Raw genomic sequence first — 26,635 nt, forward strand, 5'->3', positions numbered from 1 at the left:
GCCGACCACAAGATCAATCGCATCAACGAACTCATGCCTTGGTGTTACGCTGCAAAAGCAGCGTAACAGAGCGCCTGGCCGCCATGAAGACCGGCTTCACCGGGCGGACACGAAGATGCTCAAACCTCCGCAAATAAAGAGGGACGAACATGGAATTTTCCATGCTCGCCCCTCTCGCTTTACAACGTCACAAAGTCAGATTGGCTTAAGCCGTAAACAGATCAGCAAGGGTAATGTAGCCATCGTCCAGGATCAGTGTCTCAACGTGATCCGCAGAAGCAAACCAATCAGTAAGCTGGGCGTAATCTTGCAAATTTCCGTCCGCAGCATCAGCAGCGGTGTAGAAGATCAGGTCATCCCCGTTTTGCAAAAAGCCCAGATCGGATGATGAGGCACCCTGGAATACGAAGGCATCGTTGCTACCAGAGCTGTCCGAGATAAGAGTTATGCCCGTGCCGTCATGATAGAAAGTATCGTCACCCGCACCGCCGAACATGGCGACGGCGCTCGTCGACTGATCGAAGAGCGCATCGTTGCCATCTCCTCCATCAAGGATATCTCCTATCCCGGAGCCGGTGCTGGTGCCGCTCAGCAACGTATCATTGCCGGCGCCACCGTAAAGTGCGTCGTTCCCGCCAGCCCCGTTTAGTATATTCGCTCCACTATCTCCGGTAAGTGTATCACCCAGTTCTGAGCCACGCAGGTTTTCAATCCCGGTCAATACATCGCCAGCCGCATCGCCGCCTGTTTCTGCAAGACCGTCGCCAAGATTAACTGTGACACCAGCGGCGGAGCTATTGTAATAGGCCCAATCGATGCCGTTTCCGCCAGAAATTATGTCGGCGCCACTGCCGCCAGAGAGAATGTCATTGCCATTGCCACCGTCGAGCTGATCGTTGCCGGCGTCACCACCGAGGATATCATCGCCATCCCGGCCAAGAAGATAGTTGGCATTGGCATCGCCAATAATCGTGTCGCTGTATGCGGAGCCTGAGATGTTTTCGATATTGGTGAGCGTGTCACCCTCAGCCTCACCGCCACTTTCAGCAAGACCATCATTCAAAATTACCGTTACGCCAGATCCTGAGAAGTCGAAATAGGCTGTATCGATACCAGTTCCGCCATCGAGTTCGTCGCTTCCGGCGCCGCCAATCAGATTGTCGTTTCCGGCGCCGCCATCGATCTCGTCATCGTCGTCACCGCCGTAAATTTCGTCGTTGCCGGCGTCGCCTTTGAGGTAATCGTCACCGTCGCCGCCGTAGATCGTATCGTCGTCGTCACCGCCATCGACATCATCATTGCCTGTGCCGGCAACGATATAGTCATCTCCGTCGTCACCGTCGATGAAGTCGTTTCCAGCATCACCGTAGAGGGTATCGTCGTCATCGCCACCACGGATGATATCGCTGCCAGCTCCCCCAGAGATGGTATCTTCGCCTTCATCGCCGGAAATAATGTCGTCACCATTCCCGCCGTATATTTCGTCATCACCCGCACCACCATCAATCAAGTCATTTCCGGTATAGAACTGACCAGTGATGGAATCGTAGTCGCCGTGGATCGTATCATCGCCTTGGCCGCCGGAAATTGTGTCATCACCATCACCGCCATAAAGATAGTCCCCACCGTTATCTCCCCAGATCCGGTCATCGTCGTCATTCCCGTTGATGGTGTCGGCATCGCCGCCGCCGGAGATCTGGTCTTCGCCGGATCCGCCACGAAGGTCATCGGACCCTGCTTCCCCGTTGATGGTGTCGTCATCCGCTTCGCCATCAATAATGTCCGAGCCATCTCCGCCATATATGCGATCTTCGCCGGAGCCGCCGAGAATCGTGTCGTTTCCACCATATCCGTAAAGAGAATCGTTTCCGGCCAAACCCGCAATTAGATCGCTGTCCTGGGTGCCGGTTAGATAATCGGAGTTGTCTGTTCCAATAATGTCAGCCATTAGTCACAATATCCTTGGTTGTAGACGCGGGTTGCGCAATCTCAATGAATAACGGCTCTTCTTAACAGAACATTAAAGGTTGTCTGTCAATGGTTGTGCAATCTTTTTCATCATGTGGACGCGAACATGGTCTCCTCCCTCACGATACAATCGCCGGTAAATCTTGCTCAGCAACATGCGGCCGCTTCGGCAAAAGTGAGGGAGTTGACGACAGATCAGCAAGCTCCGGAAGAGCAAGTAGAGAGCGCAATTGATCGGTCCGGAAATATAAAGGATATCAAAAGTCCATCTCCTAGAGACGATTCTGTCTTTCAAGCAAAGGCAGATGCTGAACTAACGCTGATCACAGCTAAAAGCCGTGAAAATTCAGCCAAAATCAGAGATTCTTTAAGGGAACGAGTCGATTTCCTGGAGAAGACCGATCCGGTTCCGGCACGAGTTCTTGAGGGGGATGAAGCAGAGGACGCCAGGAGACTTATTTCGACGCTCCGGGCCAATATCGTTACAGAGGATGGCCTTAAAGGGTACATCGTGGACGATCTACGATATGACCTCCGTCCGGATGGTACTATCAGTGTTAACGATGCCGCTGTCCCAACCAGCGAAGCTCAAAAGCAAGATGAACTATCCGCATTTAGAAAATCCCTGGTGGAACTGGAACGCTCGACCGGAGGTTTGTCGCAAGAGCAGCTTCAGCAGTACGTTGTCTCCGCTCAACAGGCATTGGAAAGAGCGCAATCGGCACAGACCTTCGATATTCGGGTCTAGGTGTAGCGACTTGCATCTATCCGCGCCGTCCCGCTGTTCGCACGCAATGTGATCCGGTGTCGATGATTGCGATCCCGTTGCAAATAATCTGATCTCATTCGCAATTAATGTGAGTTTGAAACACCGGATACGTTAAAAAAGCGGGAAGACCGTTTTCTGTTTTGGCCCCGCGACCCTTTTTAACCAGATCAGATGTCGAAGCCGGCCTGCGCGGCAGCGGATTTCAAAGGTTTTTCCGGACGGGCGCCCACATGGCTGATGACACTGGCAGCGCAAACACAGCCCAATTCGGCTGCTTCCCCAAGAGTGTAGCTGCGGGCAAGGCCATAGAGGAAACCGGAGGCAAAGAGGTCGCCCGCCCCGGTCAGGTCGACAACGGTGTCAACTGCCTGGGCTGGAACCGTCACGGTCTCGTCTCCCTGAAACGCCATGGCGCCGTTTTCACCAAGGGTCAACGCGGTCAGCGCGCCGGTGCCGCGGGCTGCGGCAACGGCAGTGTCGAGATCTGCGGTCTCATAAAGGGCCTTCAGCTCATGCTCATTTGCAAAGATGAGGTCGACAACCTTGTCGGTAAGCAGGGCGTGGAATTCGCTGCGGTAGCGATCGACACAGAAGGAGTCCGACAGGGTGATGGCCACCTTGCGGCCGTTCTGATGTGCAATTTCAGCGGCTTTCAAAAAGGCCTTCTTGGCTTCCTCCGGGTCCCAGAGATAGCCTTCCATATAGGTCACGGCTGAGGCGGCTACTATATCCGCGTCGACGTCAGAGAGACCGAATTCGACACAGGCGCCCAGATAGGTGTTCATGGTGCGCTCCCCATCCGGAGTGATCAGGATCATCGAGCGGGCCGTCGGCTTGCTGTCTGTCAGGCGCGGGGTGTTGAAATGGACCCCGGTGCCGTTCATGTCATGGGCATAGGCATCGCCCAGCTCGTCTTCGGCAACCTTGCCGAAATAGGCGGGTTTGCCGCCAAGCGAGGCGATGCCCGCCGCCGTGTTGCCGGCGCTGCCGCCTGAAATGCGCACGGTCTGGCCCATCTTGTCGAACAGGCGCACGGCCTCCTCCGTATCGATTAGGCGCATGGAGCCCTTGACCAGATTTTCCCGGACGAGGAAGTCTTCTTCCACATGGGCAAAAACGTCGCAAATGGCGTTGCCGATACACAGTGCATCGAATTTCGTGTCGGTCATGAATACCTCGGTTGTCGGCTGCCAGCCCAAGGGGCGGCTTTCAGGATCAGGTTTGCGGGGTCGGCCGGAGTGCCCGGTTGGCCTCCGGTTCCTTGATTTTGTCCCGGAACGGGCTGGCGCGGTAAATGCCGAGAACTTTCAGCTCCGCACAGAAGAAGGCGAGTTCTTCCAGGGCCAGACCCACAGCCGGGTCTTCCGGATGGCCTTCCACATCCGCGTAGAACATGGAGGCGAAGAACTGGCCCTCCAGCTGGTAGGATTCCAGCTTGGTCATGTTGACGCCGTTGGTGGCGAAGCCGCCGAGGGCCTTGTAAAGCGCGGCGGGCACGTTGCGGACCCGGAAGATGAACGTGGTGATCACGGACTGGCCGTTATGGGCCGCTTCCATCTTGTCCCGGGACAGGATCACGAAGCGGGTGGTGTTGTGGGCAGCGTCTTCAACATCCCGGCGCAGGATGTCGAGGCCGTAGATCTCGGCCGCCATTTCCGGGGCGAGGGCGGCAACACTCTTGTCGCCCAGCTCTGCCACCTGCCGGGCCGATCCGGCCGTGTCACCGCCGACAACGGCGGTCAGGCCAAGCTCACCGATCACATTGCGGCATTGGCCCAGGGCATGCACATGGCTCTGGACCCGTTTCAGGTCTTCAATCCGGGCGCCCTTTGGAGCCATCAGCTGAAACCGGATCGGCATGAAATATTCGCCGATAATATGAAGATCCGACTTGGGCAGCAGGTGATGAATGTCCGCAACCCGGCCAGCGACCGAGTTTTCAATCGGGATCATGGCCAGATCCGCCGTCCCGTTGGCCATGGCCGAAAAGCAGTCTTCGAATGTGGCGCAGGGAATGGCCTCATAGTCGGGATAGACGCTGCGGCAAGCCATATGGGAGTTGGCTCCCGTCTCGCCCTGAAAAACGATTTTCTTTCTGTCGGTCATGGTCTTTTCATTGGGTTCAGTCTGGGGCTGGGGTTCATAGAAATGGCCTGAAGGTCCGCTTTCAAAGACCCGTTAAAGGGTCAGGTAAGCCGCCCGGGCGCGTTCCAGGTCCCCCGGTGTGTTCACATCAAGGGGGGCGCTGTCAATGATGGACACGTCAATGCGCATGCCGTTTTCCAGGGCACGCAGCTGTTCCAGCTTCTCACGCTGTTCCAGCGGGGCGGGGGCCAGCTCTACAAACCGGTTCAGCGCCGGACGGCGGTAGGCATAGATGCCGATATGCTGGTAAAGCGGCCCGTCTCCGGCAGGGGCCGTTGCCCGGGTAAAGTATAGGGCCCTATGATGCCCACGGCCATTGGGGGTCGTGATAGCCTTGACGAAACTGGGGTCCTGGCGGAATTCCGGTTCGGTGATTTCAGTCATGATCGTTCCGATGGCCACCTCCGGAACATCCAGGGGCGTGAAGGCGGCACGAATCGCTTCCGGTGCGATCAGCGGCACATCGCCTTGAACATTGAGAATAGTATCAAACTCACCTTGCGGATCCAGAACGTTGACAGCTTCCTGGATGCGGTCGGAGCCGGAGGCGTGATCCGGGCTCGTGAGCACCGCCTTGCCGCCGTGGTCGCGCACGGCCTCGGCGATCTTCTCGTTGTCGCAGGCAACGGCCACAGGCCCGATATCTGCCTGTTCCGCCTGCTCCAACACTCTGACAATCATTGGTTTTCCGCAAATATCAACCAGTGGCTTGTTGGGAAGGCGGGTTGCGGCAAGGCGTGAGGGAATGATCACGAGGGCTGCAGGCAATGGGGGTCTCCAATTCGCGGTCCGTTTGAATCCCAGCGGAAATTCATTAGCCGCGTCCGTTTGTCATATCCTGTGTCCTTTTAAAGCTATGGACAGCAAGGTCAAAAAATTTGTACGGTCCTGCCAATTGGGAGAAGCTGATGGGAGCTGCAATCTTGGTTGCAGGTCCAGGCACGTATGAGCTTGGAGCCGGAGAGATATGGATGCATTCACGCTGAACAAAGCCGCCGGAGCGGTTTTGATGGTACTTATTCTGACGATGGGGGTAGGCATCGTTTCAGACATTATCTTCCACCCGACTCTCCCCGGCCAGCCAGGTTATGAAATTGTTCTTGAGACGCCGTCCGACGATACCTCTGTCGTTGAGGCCGAACCGGACGTGGTGCCGATTTCCGAGCGTCTTCTGGCTGCATCTGCAGACAATGGCGCCAAAGTCGCCAAGAAGTGCGCGGCCTGCCACAGCTTTGACGAAGGCGGCGCCAACAAGGTTGGCCCAGCTCTTTGGGATATTGTCGGGCGCAAGCCGGGCGGTCATGCCGGTTTCGGCTACTCGTCCGCCATGGTGGCCTTCGGCGAGTCGAACCCGGAATGGACCTATGAGGAGCTGGACCATTTCCTGGAGGCGCCCAAGAAATTCATCAGCGGAACGTCCATGGGCTTTGCGGGTTTGCGGAAACCCTCAGACCGCGCTGACATTGTTGCTTACTTGAGAGAATTGTCGGGCGCGCCCAAGCCGTTACCGTCCGAATAACGGCCTAACTTGAAGAGAACGTGCAAGAAACGTGTAAAGCCGGGTCAAGACCCGGCTTTTTATTTGAGGTGAAAGAAAAATTAACAAAATTTCCGCTACGTAGTATTGTTCAGATGTGGGGAAAGCGCCGGATAAGGGCCTGATGGGCAGTCAGTTGACACAAAAACTGATGACACGATCCAATGGAACCTTCGTGGCGTCCATTGTTGCGGTTATTTGCTTTTTCACCGGAATTGCCGTCACCGCCCATGTGGGCCTGCTGGTCCGCAACGAACTCCTGCAGCAACATATGCAGGAGGTGCGGGCTGAATTGTCCGAAGCGCGGGCACGGCTGGAGCGGGAAATCAGCCGGACGGTTGCCCACGGGTTTGGTCTTCGAGGCTATGTGGTCCAGTTGTCGGACACTTCGTTTGAAGCCTTTTCCTACATCAACATTGCTACAGAACTTTTGAATGAGAACCCCGCGATCCGCTCCATTGGGCTTGCCCCGGAGAATGTGGTCAAGGCGGTTTATCCGATGGAACCGAACCAGGCTGCGATCGGACTGAACTACCGCTCCAACACCGCCCAGTGGCCTGCGGTCGAGCAGGCGATGCGCACCCGGGAGGTCGTGATTGCCGGGCCGGTGGAGCTGGTTCAGGGGGGGCACGCGCTGATGATCAGGATACCGGTCTTTCCGGCGGATTATACCGGACAGCCGGTTGCTGAGCGCCGCTACTGGGGCATGGCAACGCTGGTCGTCGACTACGAAAAGCTGATGGACCTGTCGGGCATTGCCCCTCAAATGGACGGGATACAGGTGGCCCTGGTTGACAAGGGGCCGGACGGAACCGGCAACACATTGGTGTTTGGCGACAGGTCCCTTCAGGGGGGGGGCGCTCTCTCTTTGCCGCTGCTTTTGCCGGGGGGGCTCAACTGGGCCTTGCTCGGCTTTCCGGACGGGGGCTGGTCCAGCACCGGCAGGGGCGTATGGATTACACAGTTTGTCGGCAGCCTGATTTCGCTCATCTTTGGCGTGATGGCCTTTCTGTTGATCAGCGAGGTCTACAAGGTTCGCTCCATGGCCCTGCATGATCCGCTGACGGGGCTGGCCAACCGGCGGCTGCTGCAGGAGCGTATGATGCAGCTCGCCACCATGTGTGAACGGTCCGGGGCCGGTTTTGAAATCTTCTATGTGGATCTGGATGCCTTCAAGCCGGTCAATGACAGCTATGGCCATTCGGTGGGCGATCAGCTGCTGGTTGAAATCGGCGAGCGGCTCAAGTTGCACACCCGCCAGTCGGATACGGTCGCCCGGGTGGGCGGGGACGAGTTTATCGTCCTGACGCCCGGCAATATGCGGCGCCAGGAAAAGGAAACCTTCGTCAGCCGTCTGTCGGAGGGGGTCATGCAGGCGTTCGAGTTTTCCGGAACCTCGATCGATATTCGCGCAAGCATAGGTAGTGCGAGCTATCCTATTGATGCCGCGAGTGTTGAAGATCTTTTGCGCGTGGCTGACAACCGCATGTATGCACAAAAGGCCAAAAACAAGGCGGTTGCTGCAAAAAGCGCCCCGCAGGCCAGTTAATTTTCTGTCATTTTGCTATCCGGAGCGTGACCTTTGTCCGGTGCATCCCTACACTGCGTTCCAACCGGCCCTATAAATCAAGACGATGAGGGCGGAAATAGAACAGGACGGAGAAGCCGATAGTGTCTGGATGGTGCGCGTGGAACGGAACGGCTGCTGCAGCAGCCTTTGTCGCCTTCTTGTCCGTTTCCGGAGCGGCCCTTTCGCCCGTCCATGCGCAAGAGCCTGACTGGCGCCATGCAACGGCCTATAACGGCACGCCGAAATACGGTCCTGACGTTGCCCATTTCGATTACGTCAATCCGGACGCGCCCAAGGGCGGCAGTGTGCGGCTTGCGATCACCGGTGGTTTCGACACGTTTAATCCGCTGCCCCAGAAGGGTAACCTCGCGCCCTTCATGCTGTTCTTTTACGAGACCCTGATGGAACCGTCCCTGGACGAGGCGGATATCAGCGCAGAATACGGGCTGCTGGCGGAGGCGGTCCGCTATCCGGACGACTATTCCTGGGTGGAATACCGGCTCAATCCGAAGGCGAAATGGCACGATGGTGCTCCGGTGACCGTGGATGACGTGATCTGGTCCTTCGAAAAATCCATCGAGCTCCGCCCACGCGATAAATTCTACTATCAGAATGTTGTCTCTGCCGAAGCCGCCGGTGACCGGGTGGTCCGTTTCACCTTTGATACGACAGGCAACCGGGAGCTGCCAAAAATCATGGGCCAGCTTCAGATCCTGCCCAAACACTGGTGGGAAGGCACCAATGAGAAGGGGGAAAAGCGGGACATTTCCAAGTCGACGCTGGAGGCGCCTCTCGGCTCCGGTCCCTATCGCATCAAGAGTTTCACCCCCAACCGGGAGATTACCCTGGAGCGGGTCTCAGACTATTGGGGCAAGGACCTGCCGGTGCGGGTGGGAACCGATAATTTTGACGAGATCCGCTACATTTCGTTCCTCGACCGGACCGTTCAGTTTGAAGCCTTCAAGGGTGATCAGGTCGATTTCCGTATTGAAACCAGTTCCAGCCAGTGGGCGAAACGCTATGACTTTCCGGCCGTAAAGGACGGGCGCGTGATCAAGGAAGTGTTTTTGGACAAGTCGTCCGGCGTGATGCAGGGGTTTTTCCTGAACCTGCGCCGGGACAAGTTCAAGAACCCGGATCTGCGCGCGGCTTTGAACTACGCCTATGACTTTGAGACGACCAACAGGATCGTGTCGGCCAACCTGCTCAAGCGGGTCAATTCCTATTTCTGGGGCACGGAACTGGCCTCGTCCGGCCTGCCGGAAGGCAAGGAGCTTGAGATCCTGGAAGAGGTCCGCGACCAGGTGCCGCCGGAGGTGTTCACGCAAGAATACAAGAACCCGGTGGGCGGCGATCCGCGCAAGGTGCGTGCCAATCTGCGCGAGGCGGTCAAGCTTTTGAAAAAGGCGGGCTATGAGCTGAAGGACCGCAAGATGATCGATCCAGCGACCGGTGAACAGCTCAGCATCGAATTTCTTTACCGGGACAAAGGCAGCGAGCGCACATTGCTGCCTTATTCCAAGAACCTTGAAAGCATCGGCATCAAGCCTGTGCTGCGCCTTGTCGATACGTCGCAATATATCAACCGCGTGCGCAGCCGCGATTTTGACGCAACGGTGCTGGCGATCGCTCAGTCCTTGTCTCCCGGCAACGAACAGCGCGAATATTGGGGCTCGGCCGCAGCCGACAATCCCAATTCCCGGAACTATATGGGCATCAAGAACCCGGCCATTGATCACCTGATCGACAAGATCATCTTTGCCAAGGACCGGGAAACGCTGGTGGCCGCGACCCACGCACTCGACCGGGTGCTCTTGTGGAATCATTATGTCGTGCCGCAATTCTCTTCTGATGAAACCCGCACCGCCCGCTGGAACCGCTTTGCGCATCCCAAGGCCATGCCGGAATACAGCACGGGGTTTCCGACGATCTGGTGGTATGACACGGACCTGGCGGACAAGACGGGAGCAGCAAAATGACGGATCTGGGCCATCCCTCCCGGCGGACGGTGCTGAAACTGACCGGGGCGGCAGCTCTTGTCGGCTCATTGCCGCTTGGCCTCAAAAATGCTGCGGCCGGCGCCGGGGCCCGTCACGGACTGTCCGTGTTCGGGGATCTGAAATACGGGCCGGGTTTTCCCCATTTCGACTATGTCAATCCGCAGGCGCCCAAAGGGGGGCGGTTCGTGTTTACGGCTCCCTACTGGTATTACAACCAGAATGTGCTGACCTATAACACCTTCAATTCCTTCATCCTGAAAGGCGATGCGCCGCCGCGCATGGAGATGTGTTTCGACACACTCATGGTGCGCGCCTATGACGAGCCGGATGCGGTGTACGGGCTGCTCGCCGAAACGGTGGAGATTTCGGCGGATGGCAACACCTATATCTTCAACCTGCGTCCCGAGGCCCGGTTTCATGACGGCTCGAAACTGACCGCAGAAGATGTCGCCTTCTCGCTGATGCTGTTGAAGGGCAGCGGCCATCCCCAGATCAGCCAGAACATTCAGGGCTTGCAGGATGCGGAAGTTCTGGATGAGCACCGGGTCGGACTGCAGTTCAGCGGCTCCCACTCCCGGCAGTTGCCGTTGTTGGTGAGCGTGCTGCCGATTTTCTCCAAGCGCTATTACACGGCCTATGATTTCAGCCAGAGCACGTTGACGGCTCCGCTGTCCTCCGGGGCCTATAAGGTCGGCAAACATGCGGTGGGCCGTTATGTGGAGTATCATAAGGTCAACGACTATTGGGCCAGGGATCTGCCGGTTCTGAAGGGGCAGCAGAATTTTGATGTGGTCCGTGTGGAGTTCTACCGGGATTCGCAAGTCGCCTTTGAAGCCTTCAAGAAAGGCGAGATGAATTACCGGGAGGAGTTCCGGTCGAAAATCTGGTCCACCGAATACACGTTTCCGGCCTTTCAAGACAAAAAGGTGGTCAAGAAGCAAATTCCCGACGGCAATCCGTCCGGTGCCCAGGGCTGGTTCATCAATACGCGGCTGGAGAAATTCAAGGACCCGCGAGTGCGCCGGGCGCTCAGCTATGCGTTTGATTTCGAGTGGTCGAACAAGACCCTTTTTTACGGTCTTTACCAGCGCACAGAGTCGTTCTTTGAAAATTCCGACATGAAAGCGCAAGGGCTGCCAGCGCCGGAGGAACTGGCGCTTCTGGACCCCTACCGGGATCAGCTGCCTGAAAGCGTCTTTGGCGAAGCCTACCTTCAGCCGGTCAGCAATGGCTCCGGATTTGACCGGCGCTTGCTGCGCGAGGCGGGCAAGCTGTTGCGCGAAGCGGGCTATGAGCGGCAGGGCACCCAGCTGATCGGGCCGGACGGCAAGCAGTTGACGATTGAGTTTCTCAACAATTCCCCCGCCTTTGAGCGGGTGACCAATCCCTATATCAAGAACCTGGAACGGCTGGGCATCAAGGCCTCTTTGCGGCTGGTGGACGCCGCGCAATACCAGTCTCGTTTGAACGATTATGACTTTGACATCTGTTCGCGCCGCTATTCGCAAGAGGCCACCCTGACGGAGCAGATCAAAACGTCCTGGGGCTCCAAGGCTGCCAGCACGCCGGGCACCTATAATATTGCCGGGATCGCCGATCCGGTGGTAGACGCCTTGATTGAGACAATCTTGAAGGCCACAACCCGCAAAGACATGACTGTCGCGGCCCGGGCGCTCGACCGGGTGCTGCGCTCCGGCCACTATTGGGTGCCACAATGGTTCAATCCCTTTCACAACATCGCTGTGTGGGACATGTTCGGCCATCCGCCCGAACCGCCGCGTTACTTCTTCCCCGTAGAAGATCTGTGGTGGATAGATGCGGAAAAGGCGGAAAAAATCGGCAAAGCCGGGTAATCTTCCCCTGACGTGTGAGCCGGTGTGAAACGGCCAAGAAGAGGAACAATAAGACCCCCATGGGCGCCTATATCCTTCGCCGTTTATTGTTGATGATCCCGACCCTGGTCGGGATCCTGGCGGTCAATTTCCTGATTGTTCAGTTTGCTCCGGGCGGCCCGGTGGAACGGGTGATCGCCCAGCTGCAGGGCACGGACGTTTCGGCGACGTCGCGGATTGGCGGGGGAGGCGGGGATTTTGCCGGTGTTGGCAATGATGCCTCGGGAGGCGCTGGGGCAGCGTCTGACAGCATCACCTCCAAATATCGTGGCGCCCAGGGGCTCGACCCGGAATTCATCAAGCAGCTGGAAGCCCAATTCGGGTTCGACAAACCGCCACTGGAGCGGTTCCTGACCATGGTCTGGAACTATGCCCGGTTCGATTTTGGTGAAAGCTATTTCCGGGATGTCCGCATCATCGATCTGATTGCCGAGAAACTGCCGGTCTCCGTCTCGCTGGGGCTCTGGATCACACTGATTTCCTATGTCATCTCGATCCCGCTTGGCATCCGTAAGGCGGTGAGTGACGGCTCCCGCTTTGATGTGTGGACATCGGCGGTGATCGTGATCGGCTATGCAATCCCGGGCTTCCTGTTTGCGATCCTTCTGATCGTGCTGTTCGCGGGCGGCTCCTTCTGGGACATTTTCCCGCTCCGGGGGCTGACGTCCGACAATTGGGCCTCCCTGTCCTGGCCGGAGCGGATCATCGACTATTTCTGGCACCTGACCCTGCCGCTGACCGCGCTGGTCCTGTCGGCCTTCGCCACCACCACCCTGTTGACCAAGAACTCGTTTCTCGACGAGATCCGCAAACAATATGTGGTCACCGCCCGCGCCAAGGGGCTGACGGAAAAGCAGGTGCTTTATGGTCATGTGTTCCGCAATGCCATGCTGATTGTGGTGGCCGGATTTCCCGGTGCGTTCATCTCCTCCTTCTTTGCCGGATCTTTGCTGATTGAAGCTGTCTTCTCCCTGGACGGGCTCGGGCTGCTGGGCTTTGAATCGGTGATAGACCGCGACTATGCGGTGGTGTTTGCCATTGCCTATATCTTTGGCCTGATGGCCCTGGTGATCGGGCTTTTGTCTGATCTCACCTACACCTGGATCGATCCCAGGATCGATTTTGAAAGCCGGGAGGTGTAGGCGTGGACAAACGACTTCAGAGTGAACTGGAATCTGCCGGCTACGATGTTCTTAATCCCTTGCCGGAAGAGACGGCCCCGCCGCCGAAAAAGACCAGTCTGTCACCGATCAACCAGCGCCGCCTGGCCAATTTCAGGGCCAACCGGCGCGGCTACTGGTCCTTGTGGATCTTCATGGTCCTGTTTGTGCTCGCGTTGTTGGCGGATGTCTGGGTGAATGACCGGCCGGTCCTGATTTATTTCAAGGGGGAGTTCCTGTTCCCGACATTGGTGGACTATCCGGAAGACCGGTTCAATGATGACGATCTGGCGCTGGCTGTGACAGATTACCGTGACCCTTTCATTCAGGACCTGATCAACGAGGATGGCTGGATGATCTGGCCGCCGGTGCGCTATAGCTACAGAACCGTCAATCTGGAAGTGCCCTGGACGGCGCCGACGCCGCCAAGCTGGATGATGGACATAGAAACGCGCTGCAGCGGCTATCCGATGGGGGCGGACGACCCGAATTGCATCATCGGAAACTGGAACTGGCTTGGAACCGACGATCAGGCACGGGATGTGTTTGCCCGTGTGGTCTATGGCTTCCGCGTGTCGGTGCTGTTCGGCCTTGCGCTGACACTGGCCTCCTCGGTGATCGGCATCGCGGCCGGGGCCGTTCAAGGTTATTACGGCGGCTGGGTTGATCTGCTCTCCCAGCGCTTTATCGAAATTTGGACGGCGGTGCCCTCCCTGTACCTCATCCTGATCGTATCGTCTTTCTTCGTGCCCGGCTTCTGGACCCTCTTCACCATTCTGCTGGCCTTTTCCTGGGTCGCGCTTGTGGGGGTCGTTCGGGCGGAATTCCTTAGGGGCCGGAATTTTGAGTATATCGCGGCGGCCCGGGCGCTGGGCGTGTCCAACCCGGTGATCATGTGGCGGCATCTGCTGCCCAATGCCATGGTGGCCACACTCACCTTCATGCCCTTCATCCTCAACGGGTCGATCTCGACCCTGACCGCTCTTGATTTTCTTGGCTTCGGTCTTCCGGCTGGCTCCGCCTCCCTCGGGGAGTTGATGGCCCAGGGCAAGAACAATTTGAGCGCCCCCTGGCTGGGCATTACAGGGTTCGTGGTGATTTCCCTGATGCTCAGCCTCCTGATCTTTGTCGGCGAGGCCGTGCGCGATGCGTTCGATCCGCGCAAGAGCCTTGGGTAGGGGCGGCAGATGACAGACAAGACGCTGGTTTCGGTAAAAGACCTGTCGGTCGCGTTCACCCAGGAGGGCCGCGAAACCCGTGCGGTCGACCGGATTTCCTTTGACATTGCCAAGGGCGAAACCGTGGCGCTGGTGGGCGAAAGCGGGTCGGGCAAATCCGTCTCGGCCCTGTCAGTGCTGAAACTTCTGCCCTATCCGGCAGCCTCGCACCCTTCGGGCGAGATCCTGATGAATGGCCAGGATCTGCTGAAAGCGTCCGACAGCGAAATGCGCAAGATCCGGGGCAATGCGGTGTCCATGATCTTCCAGGAGCCGATGACTTCGCTCAATCCGCTGCATATGGTGGAAAAACAGATCTCGGAAATCCTGACGATCCACCGGGGCATGGGCGAAAGCCAGGCGCGGCGGCGGGTGCTGGAACTGCTCAACGAGGTAGGCATCCGCGAGCCGGAAAAGCGCTTGAAATCCTATCCGCATCAACTGTCCGGCGGGCAGCGCCAGCGGGTCATGATTGCCATGGCGCTGGCCAATGAGCCGGATCTTCTGATTGCCGATGAACCGACGACGGCGCTGGACGTGACCGTGCAGGCGCAGATCCTGGAGCTGTTGAAAAAGCTCCAGCGCCAGCAAGGCATGGCCATGCTGTTCATCACCCATGACCTTGGGATCGTGCGCAAATTCGCCGACCGGGTGTGCGTGATGACCGATGGCCGGATTGTCGAACACGGCCCGGTCGCGGAGATTTTTGACGCGCCGAGGCATGATTATACAAAGCACCTTCTGGCCGCCGAGCCCAAGGGCGCGCCGCCGGCAACGGATACAAGCAAACCTGTTGTGGTGGATGCGGAGGATCTGAAGGTCTGGTTCCCGGTCAAGCGCGGCTTCTTGCGCCGCACGGTCGATCACATCAAGGCGGTGGACGGGATCGACATCAAGGTGCGCGAGGGCCAGACCCTCGGCATTGTCGGGGAAAGCGGCTCGGGCAAGACGACCCTCGGCCTTGCCATTTTGCGCATGATTTCCTCCACGGGCCGGATCTCATTCAGCGGTGAGGACATTCAGGAAAAGTCCTGGAAAGAGATGCGGCCCTTGCGCAGGGACATGCAGATTGTGTTTCAGGACCCGTTCGGGGCCTTGTCTCCGCGCATGTCGGTTGCCGATATTGTGGGCGAAGGCCTGAAAGTGCATTTTCCAAACCTGTCTGCGGGGGAGCGGGATTTGAAAGTGGCGCGGGCCCTGGAAGAGGTGGGCCTGGATGCGGCGACCCGCAACCGCTATCCGCATGAGTTTTCCGGCGGCCAGCGCCAGCGCATTTCGATTGCCCGGGCCATGGTTCTGGAGCCGAAATTCGTGATGCTGGATGAGCCCACCTCCGCGCTCGACATGAGCGTTCAGGCGCAGGTGGTCGATCTGCTCCGGGATCTGCAAAAGGCCCATGGCCTTGCCTACCTGTTCATTTCCCACGATCTGAAAGTGGTCCGGGCCTTGGCGAATGAAGTCATCGTCATGCGCCAGGGCAAGGTGATGGAAGCCGGGCCGTCAGAACAGATTTTCGACTCCCCGAAAACGGATTACACCAAGGCGCTGATGGCTGCCGCATTCCGGCTGGAAACAGCCCCGGACGGCGTGGTCGGGATCTGAACGAGCTTCAGAGGTGTTTGTTGGGCTTGGTATTATGAGGCTACCCGGTGCTGGCCTGGTGCAAGGACGGGCTCTGAACATAGCGCAGGCAGGCTTCCTGGCTCATCGGTTTTGAGAAATAATAGCCTTGGCCGAGCTGGACACCAGTCCGCTGCACCAGCTCCAGCTGATGCTTGTCTTCAATGCCCTCAACAACCACGTCCTTGTTCAGGCCCTTGGCCATTTCGACGATTTTTTTGAACAGAAACAGCTTTTCCGTGTCGTGGGTGATGTCTTTCAGGAACGAGCGGTCAATCTTTATCTCGTCAAAGACCAGCTGCTGCAGATAGCGCAGGGAAGAATATCCGGTGCCAAAGTCATCCAGGGCGACGCGCACCCCGCAGGCGCGCAGGCTGGTGAGGCTTTCATTGACCGAAGCCACATTTTCCACCAGAACGCTTTCCGTCACTTCCACTGTCAATTGCTCCAGGGGCAGACCGGCCCGCATCAGGCAGCCGACAATCTTGTCCGCGATTTTCGGGGTGCGGAAACCGAGCGCAGAAATGTTGGAACTGATGCGCACAGGCGTTCCGGATTTTTGTGACGCGCCGACCGCAAATCGGGCCCCTTTGGCAAGGATCGCCAGATCCAATTCGACAATCGTGCCGGTCTCTTCCGCGATCCGCACAAATTCATCCGGCGGCACGGGCTCTCCGTTCAGTTGCCAGCGGGCAAGGGTCTCGAATTCGACGGCTCTCTCGCTGGCCAGGCAAACCTTGGGCTGTAGGGCAACGTCCAGATCTCCCCGGCGGATGGCCTGGGGCAGGGTTGCGGAGATAAAGGAGCGCCGTTTCAGGTCCCTCAGGATCTGATCGTTGAATTGACGGTACTGGTTCTTGCCGTCCTTCTTGGCCGCATAAAGGGCCGCGTCGGCAAATTTCAATAGGTCGCCCGTGTTGCGCAAGGCCCCCGCGCCGCAGATGGAAAGGCCGACGGAGCAGCTTGGGCGGATGGAAAAGCCATTGTGGCCAACCTCGTGGCAAACGGTGCCGACAATCCTGGTCCCCAGATCCTGCATGGACGGGACCTCATCGGATTCCGGCATCATCAAGGCAAATTCATCTCCGCCAAGCCGGGCGGCAAGGCCGCTGCCTTGCGTTGCAATTTGTTTCAGGCGGTCTGCGACGGCCACCAGCACCGCATCGCCCGTATCGTGCCCCATCGTGTCGTTGATGGTCTTGAAGTCATCCAGGTCCACCAGAGCCAGAAAGAACACCCGGTCGCGCTGGCTCGGACAGCCGGTTTGAAGCCGCTCCATGAACACGGCCCGCCTGACAAGGCCGGTCAGACTGTCATGGGACAGCACAAAATTGGTCTGGGCCTCGGCCTCCCGTTTTTGCCGCTCCAGCTTCACCTGGCCTTCCAGTTCCACCAGAGCCCGGGTGCGCCGGGTTTCCCGGCGGGCGAGCAGGTGATAGCCCAGCAGCATCAACCCGAAGGCAACCCCGGCATAGATCAGGGTGCGTACGACATGACCGGTCAGGTCCGATTCAACGACAAAGGCGCCCATAATGTCGCCGGTCTTGTAGTAGGTTCCACCAAGTTCCCGGTTATGGCAGGCGACGCAGCTTTCCGATTTGGCAACTGTTGGAAAGATGGACCGGCCCATCACCCGGAAATGTTCCACACGCAACTCGTCGCGGATGGAGGCGTCCTTGTTCTTGGCAATCTCTGTAATCTGCGCGGCTACGCGCGGATCAGGCTCCACAGCACCGAGTTCCAGTCCAGGCGGGCCGGGTACTCTGATTTTCAACGGTGCGTGGGTCGTGTCGCCCGAGCGGACGTTGAGGAAATTCTCAAGCCCCATCCGGCGGAAAGAGGCTGGGATGGGCATGCCGCCGGAATGAAACTCCGAATATTGTGTGACAAAGGCGTCGGCCAGCTGCACGATCCGGGCCCGGTCATGGGCCTCGGTCCGGTTGAACTCCCAGACGGAAATGGCAAAAAAGGAAAGAGCAAGCACAAAGGCTCCGGCTGTAACGAGCGCGGCGGAGCCAATACCTTGCTGCTTGAACAGTTTCATCCCCATCCCGTTTCACAAGCGTTGAAGACAACGCTACTCCCATGATCTTGTGCGTAGATTAGACGATACCGAGTTACTAAAAAATTGATCAGCAAAAACAATATTTAAGATATACAAGTATTTATTTGATATCTTGAATTGTTGTTGTGATAAGTTCGCGTATTTTGATAGATGGTATTTTGATGGGTGTAGGCGGATATTTGCATTAAAAAGAACGGCTTATTGAGTGCATTCTGTTTCGTTTGAGTGTATTTTTTCCGTAAGGGAAGTTGTTAAATTTTTCTGATTTTAATTCAAAAATAATTGAAAATTTTTGCCTAACCTTGGGAAGAGAATGCGCTTTGAAATAATGGTGGCAATACTTTTAACAAAATGAAAAGATGAAGCTTGCTCGGAAAAAAGCGGTTTCGATTGGTTGATATTGGTATCACCCCACCCAGCAGGTGGCGAAGAAACCGTTTTTCTCCTGGTCCTTGCCGATGGAGCGGCGCGTCTTGAACCCGATCAGCCCGTCGGCGCCACCCACATCATGGCCAAGGCCTTCCAGCCGTTGCTGAAGAGTGCGCACTGCACCGCGGGTGGTCTCCTTCATGGGTTTCCAGTCCGCCACAAAGGCCCGGTTGTTGCCATAGCGGTCCGCCAGATGGCCGACAAAGAGCGCATAGGTATCGCTTTCATTATAGTCTTTCAGGACATAGAAATTCTGGGTCGCAATGAAGGCCGGGCCATACCGCCCGGCGGGCAGCAGAATATTGCCCGCCTGTCCCAGTTCATGTTGGGGGAAAGGTTTGCCGCTGACCCGCCTGACCCCTTCACGCACAAACGCTGCAATGGCCTGCCGGTTGTCCGGCCCTTCCCGGGTGCAGGAAACCGTGTCGGGCAGCACGACCTCATACCCCCAGTCCCGGCCCCGGGCCCAGCCATGGGCGGACAGGTAATGGGCAATGGAGGCCATCGTGTCGATGTCGGAGGTCCAGATATTGCGCTTGCCATCGCCGTCAAAATCAACGGCATATTTCAAATAGGAGGAGGGGAGAAACTGCGGTTGTCCCATGGCCCCGCCCCAGGAGCTTTTCATTCTCTTGCGGGAGACATCTCCGTTCTGAAGGATCTTGAGCGCGTCGATCACCTGCGTTTTGAAGAAGTCCGGGCGCTGCCCCATGAAGGCTTGCGTTGCCAGAACTGTGAGCGCGTCATAGGGGATCTTGGCGCCGCCATACCCGGATTCCCGCGCCCAGATTGCCAGAATGATCCGCTTGGGCACACCATATCGGGCTTCAATCCGTTTCAGGGCAGCAGCATGTTTCTTCATCAGGCGGCGGCCGCCTGGAACGAGCGCGTTGAATTGACTGTCCCGGAAATAGCGTTGCGGCGACCGGAATTCGGCCTGGAAGTTGATCTTGGGCGGGCTGCCCTTGCCCCCTGGCCCCACGAGCCCGGGCAGGGAGGCGTCCGGGGTCAAGCCGGCCAGCTCCCGGTCCAGCGTCTTTTGCGAGATACCGGCCGCGCGGGCGGCTGGAACAATCTCGGAGCCCAGAAACTGCCGGAACTGGGCATCATATTTGCCCGCTTGGGCCGGAGCGGCCAGTCCGGTCAGGACACTCAACGTCACGGCGGCAAAAACAGGCAGGTTTCTGATCACGCTGCGCTCCGGCTCACAAGGCTTCAACACTGGAAAACGTAAGGTCAGAATAAACCCGGCCGCCAAAAAAGAGAACCGGCCCGGCCAGGTTCTGAACAGGGACTGTCAGACTTCGGTCCAGCGCAGGGCATCCCCGGACCGGGTTTGAAGCCGGTCCTTCTCGAACCGGTACCAGCAGCCACCACGCTTTTGATCATGATGTCTGGAAATCGGGACATTCAGAAGAAAGCACATCAGCAATGTGCCAACAGCCCCATGCCCGGTGAAGAGAACCGGGCATGTCGCTTCCGTTTGATCCAGAACAGCGCGGACACCGGCAACAATGCGGTCCTGCGCGTCCACCGCCCGTTCCCAGCCGGACATGGAGACCTCAGGGCGCGCGAATAACCGGTCTGCGGCCTGTTCAAACTGGTCAGGCGGCAGGAAACCGGTCGCCGAGCGGTCATTTTCGTGAAGGTCCTCGCGGATGCCGACAGGAACCTTGTGGATCCCTGCAAAGATCTGCGCCGTTTCAATGGCTTTTGTCTCGGCACTGGAGACGATCTTGGAAATGTCCTTGGCAAAAGGCAGGCGGGCGGCAGCCGCAGCCCGCTCCCGCCCAAGCGGGGACAGGCCCCAGTCCGGAACCGGCTTGGCCGGATCAATCACCACCTCCGGATGGGTCAGGTAAACACACCAGGACATTAAAGGCGGCCCTCCAGCCAGCCGGTGATCAGCTCATAGGCAATGGAGATGGACGGGGGAATGCGGTGGCCTTGCGGATGGGTGCCGTCGAGCATCTGGCGCACTTCAGCACGGTCGCACCATTTGCAGGCTTCCAGTTCGTCATCCGCAATGTCGATTTCCAGTGAGGTTGCGGTGCCAACGCAGCCCAGCATCAGATTGGCGGGAAACGGCCAGGGCTGGTTGGAGACCAGCTGCACATCCCCCACCTGGATGCGGCTTTCCTCATAGGTTTCCCGGCGCACGGCCTGTTCGATCGTTTCACCCGGCTCCATGAAACCGGCCAGGGTCGTATAGACCCCCTCTGCCAGCCGAGGCGGGCGCCCCAGAAGGGCCCGCTCCCCCGCAGTGATCAGCATGATCACACAAGGGTCGGTACGCGGAAAATGCTGGGCGCCACAGGAGGGGCAGTCGCGCCGGTATCCGGCCTCCGCAAGCACGGTCTTTTCACCGCAGCGCGAGCAGAACGGATGGGTGCGATGCCAGTGAAGAAGCGCCCGGGCCTGGGCAAGGGCGCCAAGGCCCTCCGGCGCAATCTCCCGCTGAAGCGCAAGGGAGCGCAGGTCGTGGAGCTGAAGAGCGGGATCGGCTTCCAGCTCTTCCTCTGACCGCTTGAGAAAGGTGGCAAAAAGCGGCTGGCCGCTGTCCGGGCGTAGCCCGAGAAAGATCATCTCGTCTTCAGACGCCCCGAGCGCAAGGGCCGGGGCGAGGGCGTGGCCGAGATCAGGCGTGCCCTCCGCAGCCGCAAACACCAGGGACCTGTCCGCCGACAGCACAATGCGGGTCTCCGGCCGGTGCAGCAGTCCCCCGATATAGGATGTGTCTCCGCGCCGCTCCGACTGCCGGTCGAGACTGTTGTCGATGAAGCTCATCTCCAGAGGCTGGAGACTGGCGGCCGATGACTGCATATTCAAGATCCCTGGAAAGTGGGCAGAAGGGAAAGCCTGCCCGTGAGACTGTGCCTGTACCCTATAGCATCGTGCGATAAGTCTGCACCATTTGACCGGATCTGAAGGTCGTCTGATTTTCCAGCGCGTTCAGAACGAACGTCAGAGTCATGGGCGTGGCTGGCGAGCCTGTGTTTCGAGTGTGGTTTTCGGAATTGAAATACGCTAGGGCGCGCGCTGCACAAATCAGGCGTATGTCAATGCCACCACACTAGGGCGGCGCCGGCAGCCTGTCCAGCGGAGGCCCTGCCCGGCAATGCTCGTGGCGGGACAAGCGGGATGCGGCGCGTCAGACAGGCGTATCAGGCAGGCATGTCAGACAAGCGTATCAAGCAGGCGTATCAGGCAGGCGCGTCACCGGCGCTGGCCAGAGCCTCCTGCACTTTTTTGATCATTGTATCGGCATGCTGCGGCTCATAGCTTTTGGGCGGCACGGCACCCCAGACCGGGCTCGGCCAGGCCGCATCGTTGCGGAAGCGGGCGATGATATGCACATGAAGCTGGGGCACCTGATTGCCAAGAGCGCCGACATTGAGTTTCTCGCAGTCCGTTGCGGCCCGCAGGGCTGTGCTGACGCGGGCAATTTCCCGTATGAGCTGCACCTGGTCCGCGTCCTCAAGATCGGTAATCTCCACCAGATCCGGCTGGCGCGGGATCAGCAGCAGCCAGGGATAGGTGGCGTCCTTCATCAGCCGGAGCGTGGACAGGGGCAGGTCGGTCACGGAAAGGCTGTCGCCTTCAAGACGTGGATTGAGGGCAAATGCGGTCATGGAAAAGGGCTCCTGTCAGCAACGGACGGCAAGATACAGCCTGGCCGGGCCTGTTGGCGAGTGTGTTTTTCCGGCAAAGAAAAACTTGTTCTTTCCTCTTGCCAAACCCCCTGGGGCTTCTGATATAAGGCTCTCGGGAGGTTGGTGGTGGACGAGCCACTCGCCAACCGGGTCAGGTCCGGAAGGAAGCAGCCCTAACGAGCCTCGGCACGGGTCGCCGTGCCAGCCTCCCACCCCTTCCTTTGAAAACCACATGTTCTCCAAGAGATAAAATGGCGCCCGCAGAGCCTGGTCACCTGACTCTGACGTTCGTCACATTTCCCGGCAGGCTCCGAACGAACATCAGGTTCAAGAAGGTGACTGGCAAGCCTGTGTTTCGAGTGTGGTTTTCGAATTTGAAAGACGCTCCGGCGGTGACTGCTAAAATGAGGCGTATTTCAAAGTCACCATACTGGTGTGGCCGCAAGCAAATCGGCTCTCGCGCCCTTTGCGAAAGCGGGAGCATTGTTCCGGGGCAGTTATGTGTTGCCATAAAGGTTTAGGCACCCGCATTTGGCGAAACAGCCATTCGCGCGCCGTAGGCTCGTCGTCGCTTCCGGCCCAATGTTGCCGTTGAACGCACTGCCAAGCAATGTCCGCTTCCAGATTTCCGCATCACTTACAGGCTCTTGCTATACAACCATAGCGAGATTATCACTAATTTGACCTAACCTTAATTTTATGAGTTTTCCATGCAGTACATTCCCAATGGCCCAGATATTCCTGAAGCTCTTTTGGAAGCTCATGAAGATGGAAAAGTGGTTTTTTTCTGTGGCGCGGGAATATCTTACCCCGCAAAGCTGCCAACCTTCTACGGTTTGGTGAAAGCGGTATACGACGAACTTGGGGAGGCTCACGATAGCGCCGAAGCCGAAGCATTGAAGGCGTACAAATATGATACGACTCTTGGCTTACTGGAACGAAGGCTGCCTAACGGGCGTTTGAGAGTGCGTGAAGCAATTGCTAACGCGCTTCGACCAAATTTAGCTGGGAAGAAATCGACGCAGACACATGAGGCGCTCCTTCGGCTTAGCAAAACACGCTCCGGCGCCACGCGGCTCATAACAACGAACTTTGATCGGGTTTTTGAAGAAGTTATACAGACGAAAAAGACCAATACACCAACCCACGCGGCCCCGCTTCTACCAGTTCCAAAGAACAGGTGGGATGGGCTGATTTACTTGCATGGCCTTCTGGACGACACAGGCTCAGAAGCGAACTTAAATAGCCTAGTCGCCACAAGTGGCGACTTTGGTTTGGCTTATCTTATCGAGAGATGGGCTGCTCGCTTTGTGTCTGAACTGTTTCGCAATTATACGGTCTGTTTTGTCGGGTACAGCATCAACGACCCAATTCTACGCTACATGATGGACGCTTTGGCTGCCGATAGCATGATGGGTGAAAATACCCGAGTCGCATATGCGTTTGGAAACTATACACCAAGCAAAAAGGATCAAACCGCATCCGAGTGGGCAACCAAAAACGTAGTTCCCATCCTCTATAAAAACCACAGCTATCACTATTATCTGCACGAAACGCTCCATGCATGGGCCAACAGCTATCGAGATGGCATCAATGGCAAGTCGGCCATTGTGGCGCGTCATGCACACCACAAACCAAGTGGAAGCACAGTGCAGGATGATTTCGTGAAGCGGATGGTTTGGGCGCTAAGCGATCCAACAGGTCTACCTGCGAAGCATTTTTCTCAACTCGATCCTGTCCCACCGATTGATTGGTTGGAGGAGTTCTCCAAACGGAGATTTGGTATTGATGATCTCCCGCGATTTGGTGTGCCAAGGAGTGATCTCTTCAACACAAGTCATAACCCAGAGTTCAAATTCAGCCTTCTGTCCAGACCTTCCCCATCCCATTTAGCTCCTTTAATGTCGCTGGTTGATCCCAATGCTGGACGTGGACCCGATTGGGACAAGGCAATGGATGCTTTAGCGAAGTGGTTGGCAAGGCACTTAGAACAACCCGAAGCCCTTTTCTGGATTATTGGACAAGGCAGCAATCTAATTCCCCGTTTCGAATGGCACATCAAGAGAGCTTTAGAGGATGCAACTCAACTTAGCCCAAACATGCGAAAGCTTTGGGAATTTGTAGTTTCAGGGTACGCCCGATCTCGTCACGACAATGGCGGTCTCTACAGTTGGGAAGAGCGTTTCAAGAAACACGGAAACACATCGGTAGTGAGGCAGGAGTTCAAGGACGCACTGCGCCCCTCACTTAAGATTTCTCGCCCATATTCTTTTGGAGCAAATAGTTCCAGCGACACAAACGACAGGATTTCATCGATTGCCAGGGTTGAGGTGGCGCTGGCATCTGGATTTGTTCATTCAGCATATGAAAGCATTCGGAAAATCGAACAATTCGAAGCCTTTCTGGCACATATTCTGACCGATATGTCGGAGTTGTTGTCGGAAACGCTCGGGCTTATGTGCGAAGCCGAGATTTCATCCGAGCTTGAGGACTACAGCTACATGCAACTCCGGTCGATTTCAGACCATGATCAAAACAAGAATTACAACGACTGGACACTCTTGGTGACCCTGTGTCGCGACGCTTGGTTGGCGACCGCAGATAACAATAGTGAAAATGCAAAAGCGATGCTAACGATCTGGGCGAGTTCCAAGCACCCCGTATTTCGTAGACTGGTCTTTTTCGCGTTGGCGCAGAAACCTAACCTCGTTTCGTTTGACACATCGATTTCATGGCTCTTGGCAGACGACGGGCATTGGCTTTGGTCAACCTCGACAATGCGAGAGGTCATGCGTTTGCTGGTTTCATTCGGTCCGATTTTGGCTGCTGATCATATGCAGAAGCTCCAAAGTGCAATAGTCGAAGGACCTCCCAGGACGCGGTTCAGGGATGACATTAGCGATGATGAGCTTGAAGGTTCTTCAAATCGAATGCGCTGGTTGAGATTGAAAAAACTTCTTTCAAATGGAGGAACCGCAACAGAAGCCGCGGACGCGTTCATCGCGACGGTAGAGAAACGCTATCCTGAATGGCAACTAGCGCCTGACGACCGCGATGAATTCCCTATGTGGAGTTCCAATGGTGAAGAGCAACCGGTCGAACAATCACCCAAGAATGTAAAGAAGCTGGTTGAGTGGCTTCGCAGCAATCCTTCATCTGAAAGTGCTTTTTCAGGAGACAACTGGTCTGAAAGGTGTCGCGACGACTTTAGGCGTTCATTCTTTGCGTTAAGGAAACTGGCAAGCGAAGGAGTGTGGCTCCCTCAACGATGGGCGGAGGCTTTGTACGCGTGGTCTAGTGACGAGCTTGTAGACCGTTCATGGAAACATGCTTCCTCTATTATTGTGGACATGCCTGACGAATTCTTCGTTGACGCTCTGCATGCGGTTGCGTGGTGGGTAAGTCGGATATCAAAAAACATTGGGGAGCATGAAGAAACGTTCTTCGCGCTTGTTGATCGAATAATAGAAACCGGCACCAAAACCGTCGAAGCTTCCGACGAGTTTTCGCTCAATCGCGCCATAAACCATCCAGTTGGTCATGCTGCAAGTTCACTCTTGAACTGGTGGTTCTCAATGGAACTAGAAGATGATCAAGGGCTTCCAGATGAGCTGAGTGATCGATTTTCAGAAATGTGCAACGCCGATAATCAACCCCTTTGGATAGGCTCAGTTATTCTAGCGCAACAAGTCATCCCGTTACTACGTGTGGATCAGGACTGGACCAAACAGTATTTGATACCATCGTTTGAATGGGCCCCAGACGTTAAAAAAGCCGCCGCGATCTGGGACAGTTTTTTGCATGCCCCAAGAATCTACCTGCCACTACTTGAATTACTCAAATCGCCATTTCTAGAAGTTCCCGACCACATTGATGGTCTGGAAGAACAGTGTCTGGAGCAATACGCAAGGTTCTTAACCTACATTGCCCTAGGCGAAGCGTCGGCCTTTAGCTCAAGTGAACTGAGGGAAGTATTTACCAAGCTTCCTGCCGAATACATCAATACTGTCGCAGAGACTTTGTTTCAAGCCTTGCAGGGCGCAGGAGATCAACAAGCTGAGTACCTGAAAAATCGGATTATTCCATTTATGAAAAGGTTTTGGCCCAGTAAACCTGAAGCCCGCACACCTGAAACCTTTCGGTATTTTGCACAAATATGCGCAATTTCAGGAAGTGAGTTACCTTCAGCTTTTGAATGCTATAAAGACTACTTGGGTCAAACAGATCACTATGGACACCTCCTTCGCCTTCTATCCGAAGGAGGTGTCGCTTCGAACCATCCTAGTGAAGTCTTGCACATTTTGAACGCCACTATTCCACAAGAAGTCCAGTATTTGCACGGTAATCTGAAGCCACTGTTGGACGCGATACAGCTGGCTAGTCCGGCCTTCATTGAGAGCCCACAATTCACTCGGCTGTCGATCCTTTATCAACAACACGAAAACTAGCATTACAAAGGCGGCGAGAAGCAGCTATTTGAAGTGACCGCAGCGAAAGTCCGCTTCCCGCCCATTTTAGGTTTTCGCTTGCCGTGCAACGAACAGCGGTTTGCAGGACAAGCGCTGGTGCATGACCAGATTGCGGGCGCGAAGCGGGCGATTTATACCAGC

18 protein-coding genes and 1 other RNA gene are annotated in these 26,635 nt (G+C 56.6%); 10 read left to right on the top strand and 9 right to left on the bottom strand.

All coding sequences use genetic code 11. From position 1 onward, the window contains the following. Nucleotides 1–205: 205 nt before the first annotated feature. The gene (locus ACXAH0_RS03745; protein WP_475189216.1) at nucleotides 206–1,948 is read right to left on the bottom strand and encodes a calcium-binding protein; all 1,743 of its coding nucleotides are present in this window, start codon (nucleotides 1,946–1,948) and stop codon (nucleotides 206–208) included. Nucleotides 1,949–2,074: 126 nt separating this feature from the next. Between ACXAH0_RS03745 and ACXAH0_RS03750 the strand changes: the two genes are divergently transcribed. Beyond that, a complete protein-coding gene (locus ACXAH0_RS03750; protein ID WP_475186280.1) occupies nucleotides 2,075–2,716 on the top strand; it encodes a hypothetical protein in 642 nt (213 codons plus the stop codon). A 188-nt stretch (nucleotides 2,717–2,904) separates the two neighbouring features. On the opposite strand, the gene ACXAH0_RS03755 is transcribed toward ACXAH0_RS03750, so the two are convergent. The 3 genes from ACXAH0_RS03755 to ACXAH0_RS03765 all read right to left on the bottom strand — a co-directional run bounded on the left by ACXAH0_RS03755 (nucleotide 2,905) and on the right by ACXAH0_RS03765 (nucleotide 5,650). After that, nucleotides 2,905–3,906, bottom strand: a complete 1,002-nt coding sequence (locus ACXAH0_RS03755; RefSeq protein WP_475186282.1) for an adenosine kinase — start codon at nucleotides 3,904–3,906, stop codon at nucleotides 2,905–2,907. A gap of 46 nt (nucleotides 3,907–3,952) precedes the next feature. After that, on the bottom strand, nucleotides 3,953–4,843 hold the full coding sequence (locus ACXAH0_RS03760) for a prephenate dehydratase (RefSeq protein WP_475186284.1): 891 nt from the start codon (nucleotides 4,841–4,843) through the stop codon (nucleotides 3,953–3,955). A gap of 72 nt (nucleotides 4,844–4,915) precedes the next feature. Beyond that, nucleotides 4,916–5,650: a 3-deoxy-manno-octulosonate cytidylyltransferase gene (locus ACXAH0_RS03765; protein ID WP_475186286.1), complete on the bottom strand. Its 735-nt coding sequence runs from the start codon at nucleotides 5,648–5,650 to the stop codon at nucleotides 4,916–4,918. A gap of 199 nt (nucleotides 5,651–5,849) precedes the next feature. On the opposite strand from ACXAH0_RS03765, the gene ACXAH0_RS03770 reads away from it, so the two are divergent. The 7 genes from ACXAH0_RS03770 (at nucleotide 5,850) to ACXAH0_RS03800 (ending at nucleotide 15,860) form a co-directional block, all read left to right on the top strand. Next, complete coding sequence (locus ACXAH0_RS03770) at nucleotides 5,850–6,401, top strand: c-type cytochrome (RefSeq protein WP_475186288.1); 552 nt, start codon at nucleotides 5,850–5,852, stop codon at nucleotides 6,399–6,401. Between the two features lie 169 nt (nucleotides 6,402–6,570). Continuing rightward, nucleotides 6,571–7,968 carry a diguanylate cyclase gene (locus ACXAH0_RS03775; protein ID WP_475189220.1) on the top strand — a complete coding sequence of 466 codons (1,398 nt, stop codon included), beginning with the start codon at nucleotides 6,571–6,573 and terminating at the stop codon, nucleotides 7,966–7,968. A 122-nt stretch (nucleotides 7,969–8,090) separates the two neighbouring features. Further along, entirely contained in the window at nucleotides 8,091–9,968 is a 1,878-nt protein-coding gene (locus ACXAH0_RS03780) for an extracellular solute-binding protein (RefSeq protein ID WP_475189223.1), read from the top strand. After that, entirely contained in the window at nucleotides 9,965–11,842 is a 1,878-nt protein-coding gene (locus ACXAH0_RS03785) for an extracellular solute-binding protein (RefSeq protein ID WP_475189226.1), read from the top strand. Before ACXAH0_RS03780 ends, ACXAH0_RS03785 begins: the two co-directional genes overlap by 4 nt. A gap of 59 nt (nucleotides 11,843–11,901) precedes the next feature. Next, nucleotides 11,902–13,023 (top strand): microcin C ABC transporter permease YejB, encoded by a 1,122-nt coding sequence (locus ACXAH0_RS03790; RefSeq protein ID WP_475189229.1) that lies wholly within the window; start codon nucleotides 11,902–11,904, stop codon nucleotides 13,021–13,023. A gap of 59 nt (nucleotides 13,024–13,082) precedes the next feature. Beyond that, nucleotides 13,083–14,219 carry an ABC transporter permease gene (locus ACXAH0_RS03795; RefSeq protein ID WP_475189506.1) on the top strand — a complete coding sequence of 379 codons (1,137 nt, stop codon included), beginning with the start codon at nucleotides 13,083–13,085 and terminating at the stop codon, nucleotides 14,217–14,219. A gap of 9 nt (nucleotides 14,220–14,228) precedes the next feature. After that, the gene (locus tag ACXAH0_RS03800) at nucleotides 14,229–15,860 is read left to right on the top strand and encodes an ABC transporter ATP-binding protein (protein WP_475189232.1); all 1,632 of its coding nucleotides are present in this window, start codon (nucleotides 14,229–14,231) and stop codon (nucleotides 15,858–15,860) included. Nucleotides 15,861–15,900: 40 nt separating this feature from the next. Here the strand turns inward: ACXAH0_RS03800 and ACXAH0_RS03805 are convergent, their stop codons facing one another. From ACXAH0_RS03805 to ACXAH0_RS03825, 5 genes are all read right to left on the bottom strand, one after another. Continuing rightward, nucleotides 15,901–17,922: a putative bifunctional diguanylate cyclase/phosphodiesterase gene (locus ACXAH0_RS03805; protein WP_475189235.1), complete on the bottom strand. Its 2,022-nt coding sequence runs from the start codon at nucleotides 17,920–17,922 to the stop codon at nucleotides 15,901–15,903. Between the two features lie 427 nt (nucleotides 17,923–18,349). Continuing rightward, nucleotides 18,350–19,561 carry a lytic murein transglycosylase gene (locus tag ACXAH0_RS03810; protein ID WP_475189509.1) on the bottom strand — a complete coding sequence of 404 codons (1,212 nt, stop codon included), beginning with the start codon at nucleotides 19,559–19,561 and terminating at the stop codon, nucleotides 18,350–18,352. 108 nt (nucleotides 19,562–19,669) lie between these two features. Continuing rightward, nucleotides 19,670–20,248, bottom strand: coding sequence for a histidine phosphatase family protein (locus ACXAH0_RS03815; RefSeq protein WP_475189239.1), 579 nt, complete (start codon nucleotides 20,246–20,248; stop codon nucleotides 19,670–19,672). Next, complete coding sequence (gene nudC, locus ACXAH0_RS03820; RefSeq protein WP_475189241.1) at nucleotides 20,248–21,195, bottom strand: NAD(+) diphosphatase; 948 nt, start codon at nucleotides 21,193–21,195, stop codon at nucleotides 20,248–20,250. The genes ACXAH0_RS03815 and nudC overlap by 1 nt, the downstream gene beginning before the upstream one ends. 380 nt (nucleotides 21,196–21,575) lie before the next feature. Continuing rightward, on the bottom strand, nucleotides 21,576–22,004 hold the full coding sequence (locus ACXAH0_RS03825; protein WP_475189243.1) for an HIT domain-containing protein: 429 nt from the start codon (nucleotides 22,002–22,004) through the stop codon (nucleotides 21,576–21,578). 136 nt (nucleotides 22,005–22,140) lie between these two features. Here ACXAH0_RS03825 and ffs point away from each other — a divergent pair. Both ffs and dsr1 read left to right on the top strand, forming a co-directional pair. After that, nucleotides 22,141–22,238: signal recognition particle sRNA small type (gene ffs, locus ACXAH0_RS03830), an RNA gene on the top strand. A gap of 497 nt (nucleotides 22,239–22,735) precedes the next feature. After that, a complete protein-coding gene (gene dsr1 / locus ACXAH0_RS03835; protein ID WP_475189245.1) occupies nucleotides 22,736–26,473 on the top strand; it encodes an anti-phage defense-associated sirtuin Dsr1 in 3,738 nt (1,245 codons plus the stop codon). The last annotated feature ends 162 nt before the right edge of the window (nucleotides 26,474–26,635 follow it).

The organism is Roseibium sp. AWQ4_290 (genome assembly GCF_056160985.1).

Coding starts and splice junctions, on each gene's coding strand:
- ACXAH0_RS03745 (WP_475189216.1), bottom strand. CDS start 1,948: ATGGCTGACATTATTGGAACAGACAACTCCGATTATCTAACCGGCACC.
- ACXAH0_RS03750 (WP_475186280.1), top strand. CDS start 2,075: ATGGTCTCCTCCCTCACGATACAATCGCCGGTAAATCTTGCTCAGCAA.
- ACXAH0_RS03755 (WP_475186282.1), bottom strand. CDS start 3,906: ATGACCGACACGAAATTCGATGCACTGTGTATCGGCAACGCCATTTGC.
- ACXAH0_RS03760 (WP_475186284.1), bottom strand. CDS start 4,843: ATGACCGACAGAAAGAAAATCGTTTTTCAGGGCGAGACGGGAGCCAAC.
- ACXAH0_RS03770 (WP_475186288.1), top strand. CDS start 5,850: ATGGATGCATTCACGCTGAACAAAGCCGCCGGAGCGGTTTTGATGGTA.
- ACXAH0_RS03775 (WP_475189220.1), top strand. CDS start 6,571: ATGACACGATCCAATGGAACCTTCGTGGCGTCCATTGTTGCGGTTATT.
- ACXAH0_RS03785 (WP_475189226.1), top strand. CDS start 9,965: ATGACGGATCTGGGCCATCCCTCCCGGCGGACGGTGCTGAAACTGACC.
- ACXAH0_RS03790 (WP_475189229.1), top strand. CDS start 11,902: ATGGGCGCCTATATCCTTCGCCGTTTATTGTTGATGATCCCGACCCTG.
- ACXAH0_RS03800 (WP_475189232.1), top strand. CDS start 14,229: ATGACAGACAAGACGCTGGTTTCGGTAAAAGACCTGTCGGTCGCGTTC.
- ACXAH0_RS03805 (WP_475189235.1), bottom strand. CDS start 17,922: ATGAAACTGTTCAAGCAGCAAGGTATTGGCTCCGCCGCGCTCGTTACA.
- ACXAH0_RS03815 (WP_475189239.1), bottom strand. CDS start 20,248: ATGTCCTGGTGTGTTTACCTGACCCATCCGGAGGTGGTGATTGATCCG.
- nudC (WP_475189241.1), bottom strand. CDS start 21,195: ATGCAGTCATCGGCCGCCAGTCTCCAGCCTCTGGAGATGAGCTTCATC.
- ACXAH0_RS03825 (WP_475189243.1), bottom strand. CDS start 22,004: ATGACCGCATTTGCCCTCAATCCACGTCTTGAAGGCGACAGCCTTTCC.
- dsr1 (WP_475189245.1), top strand. CDS start 22,736: ATGCAGTACATTCCCAATGGCCCAGATATTCCTGAAGCTCTTTTGGAA.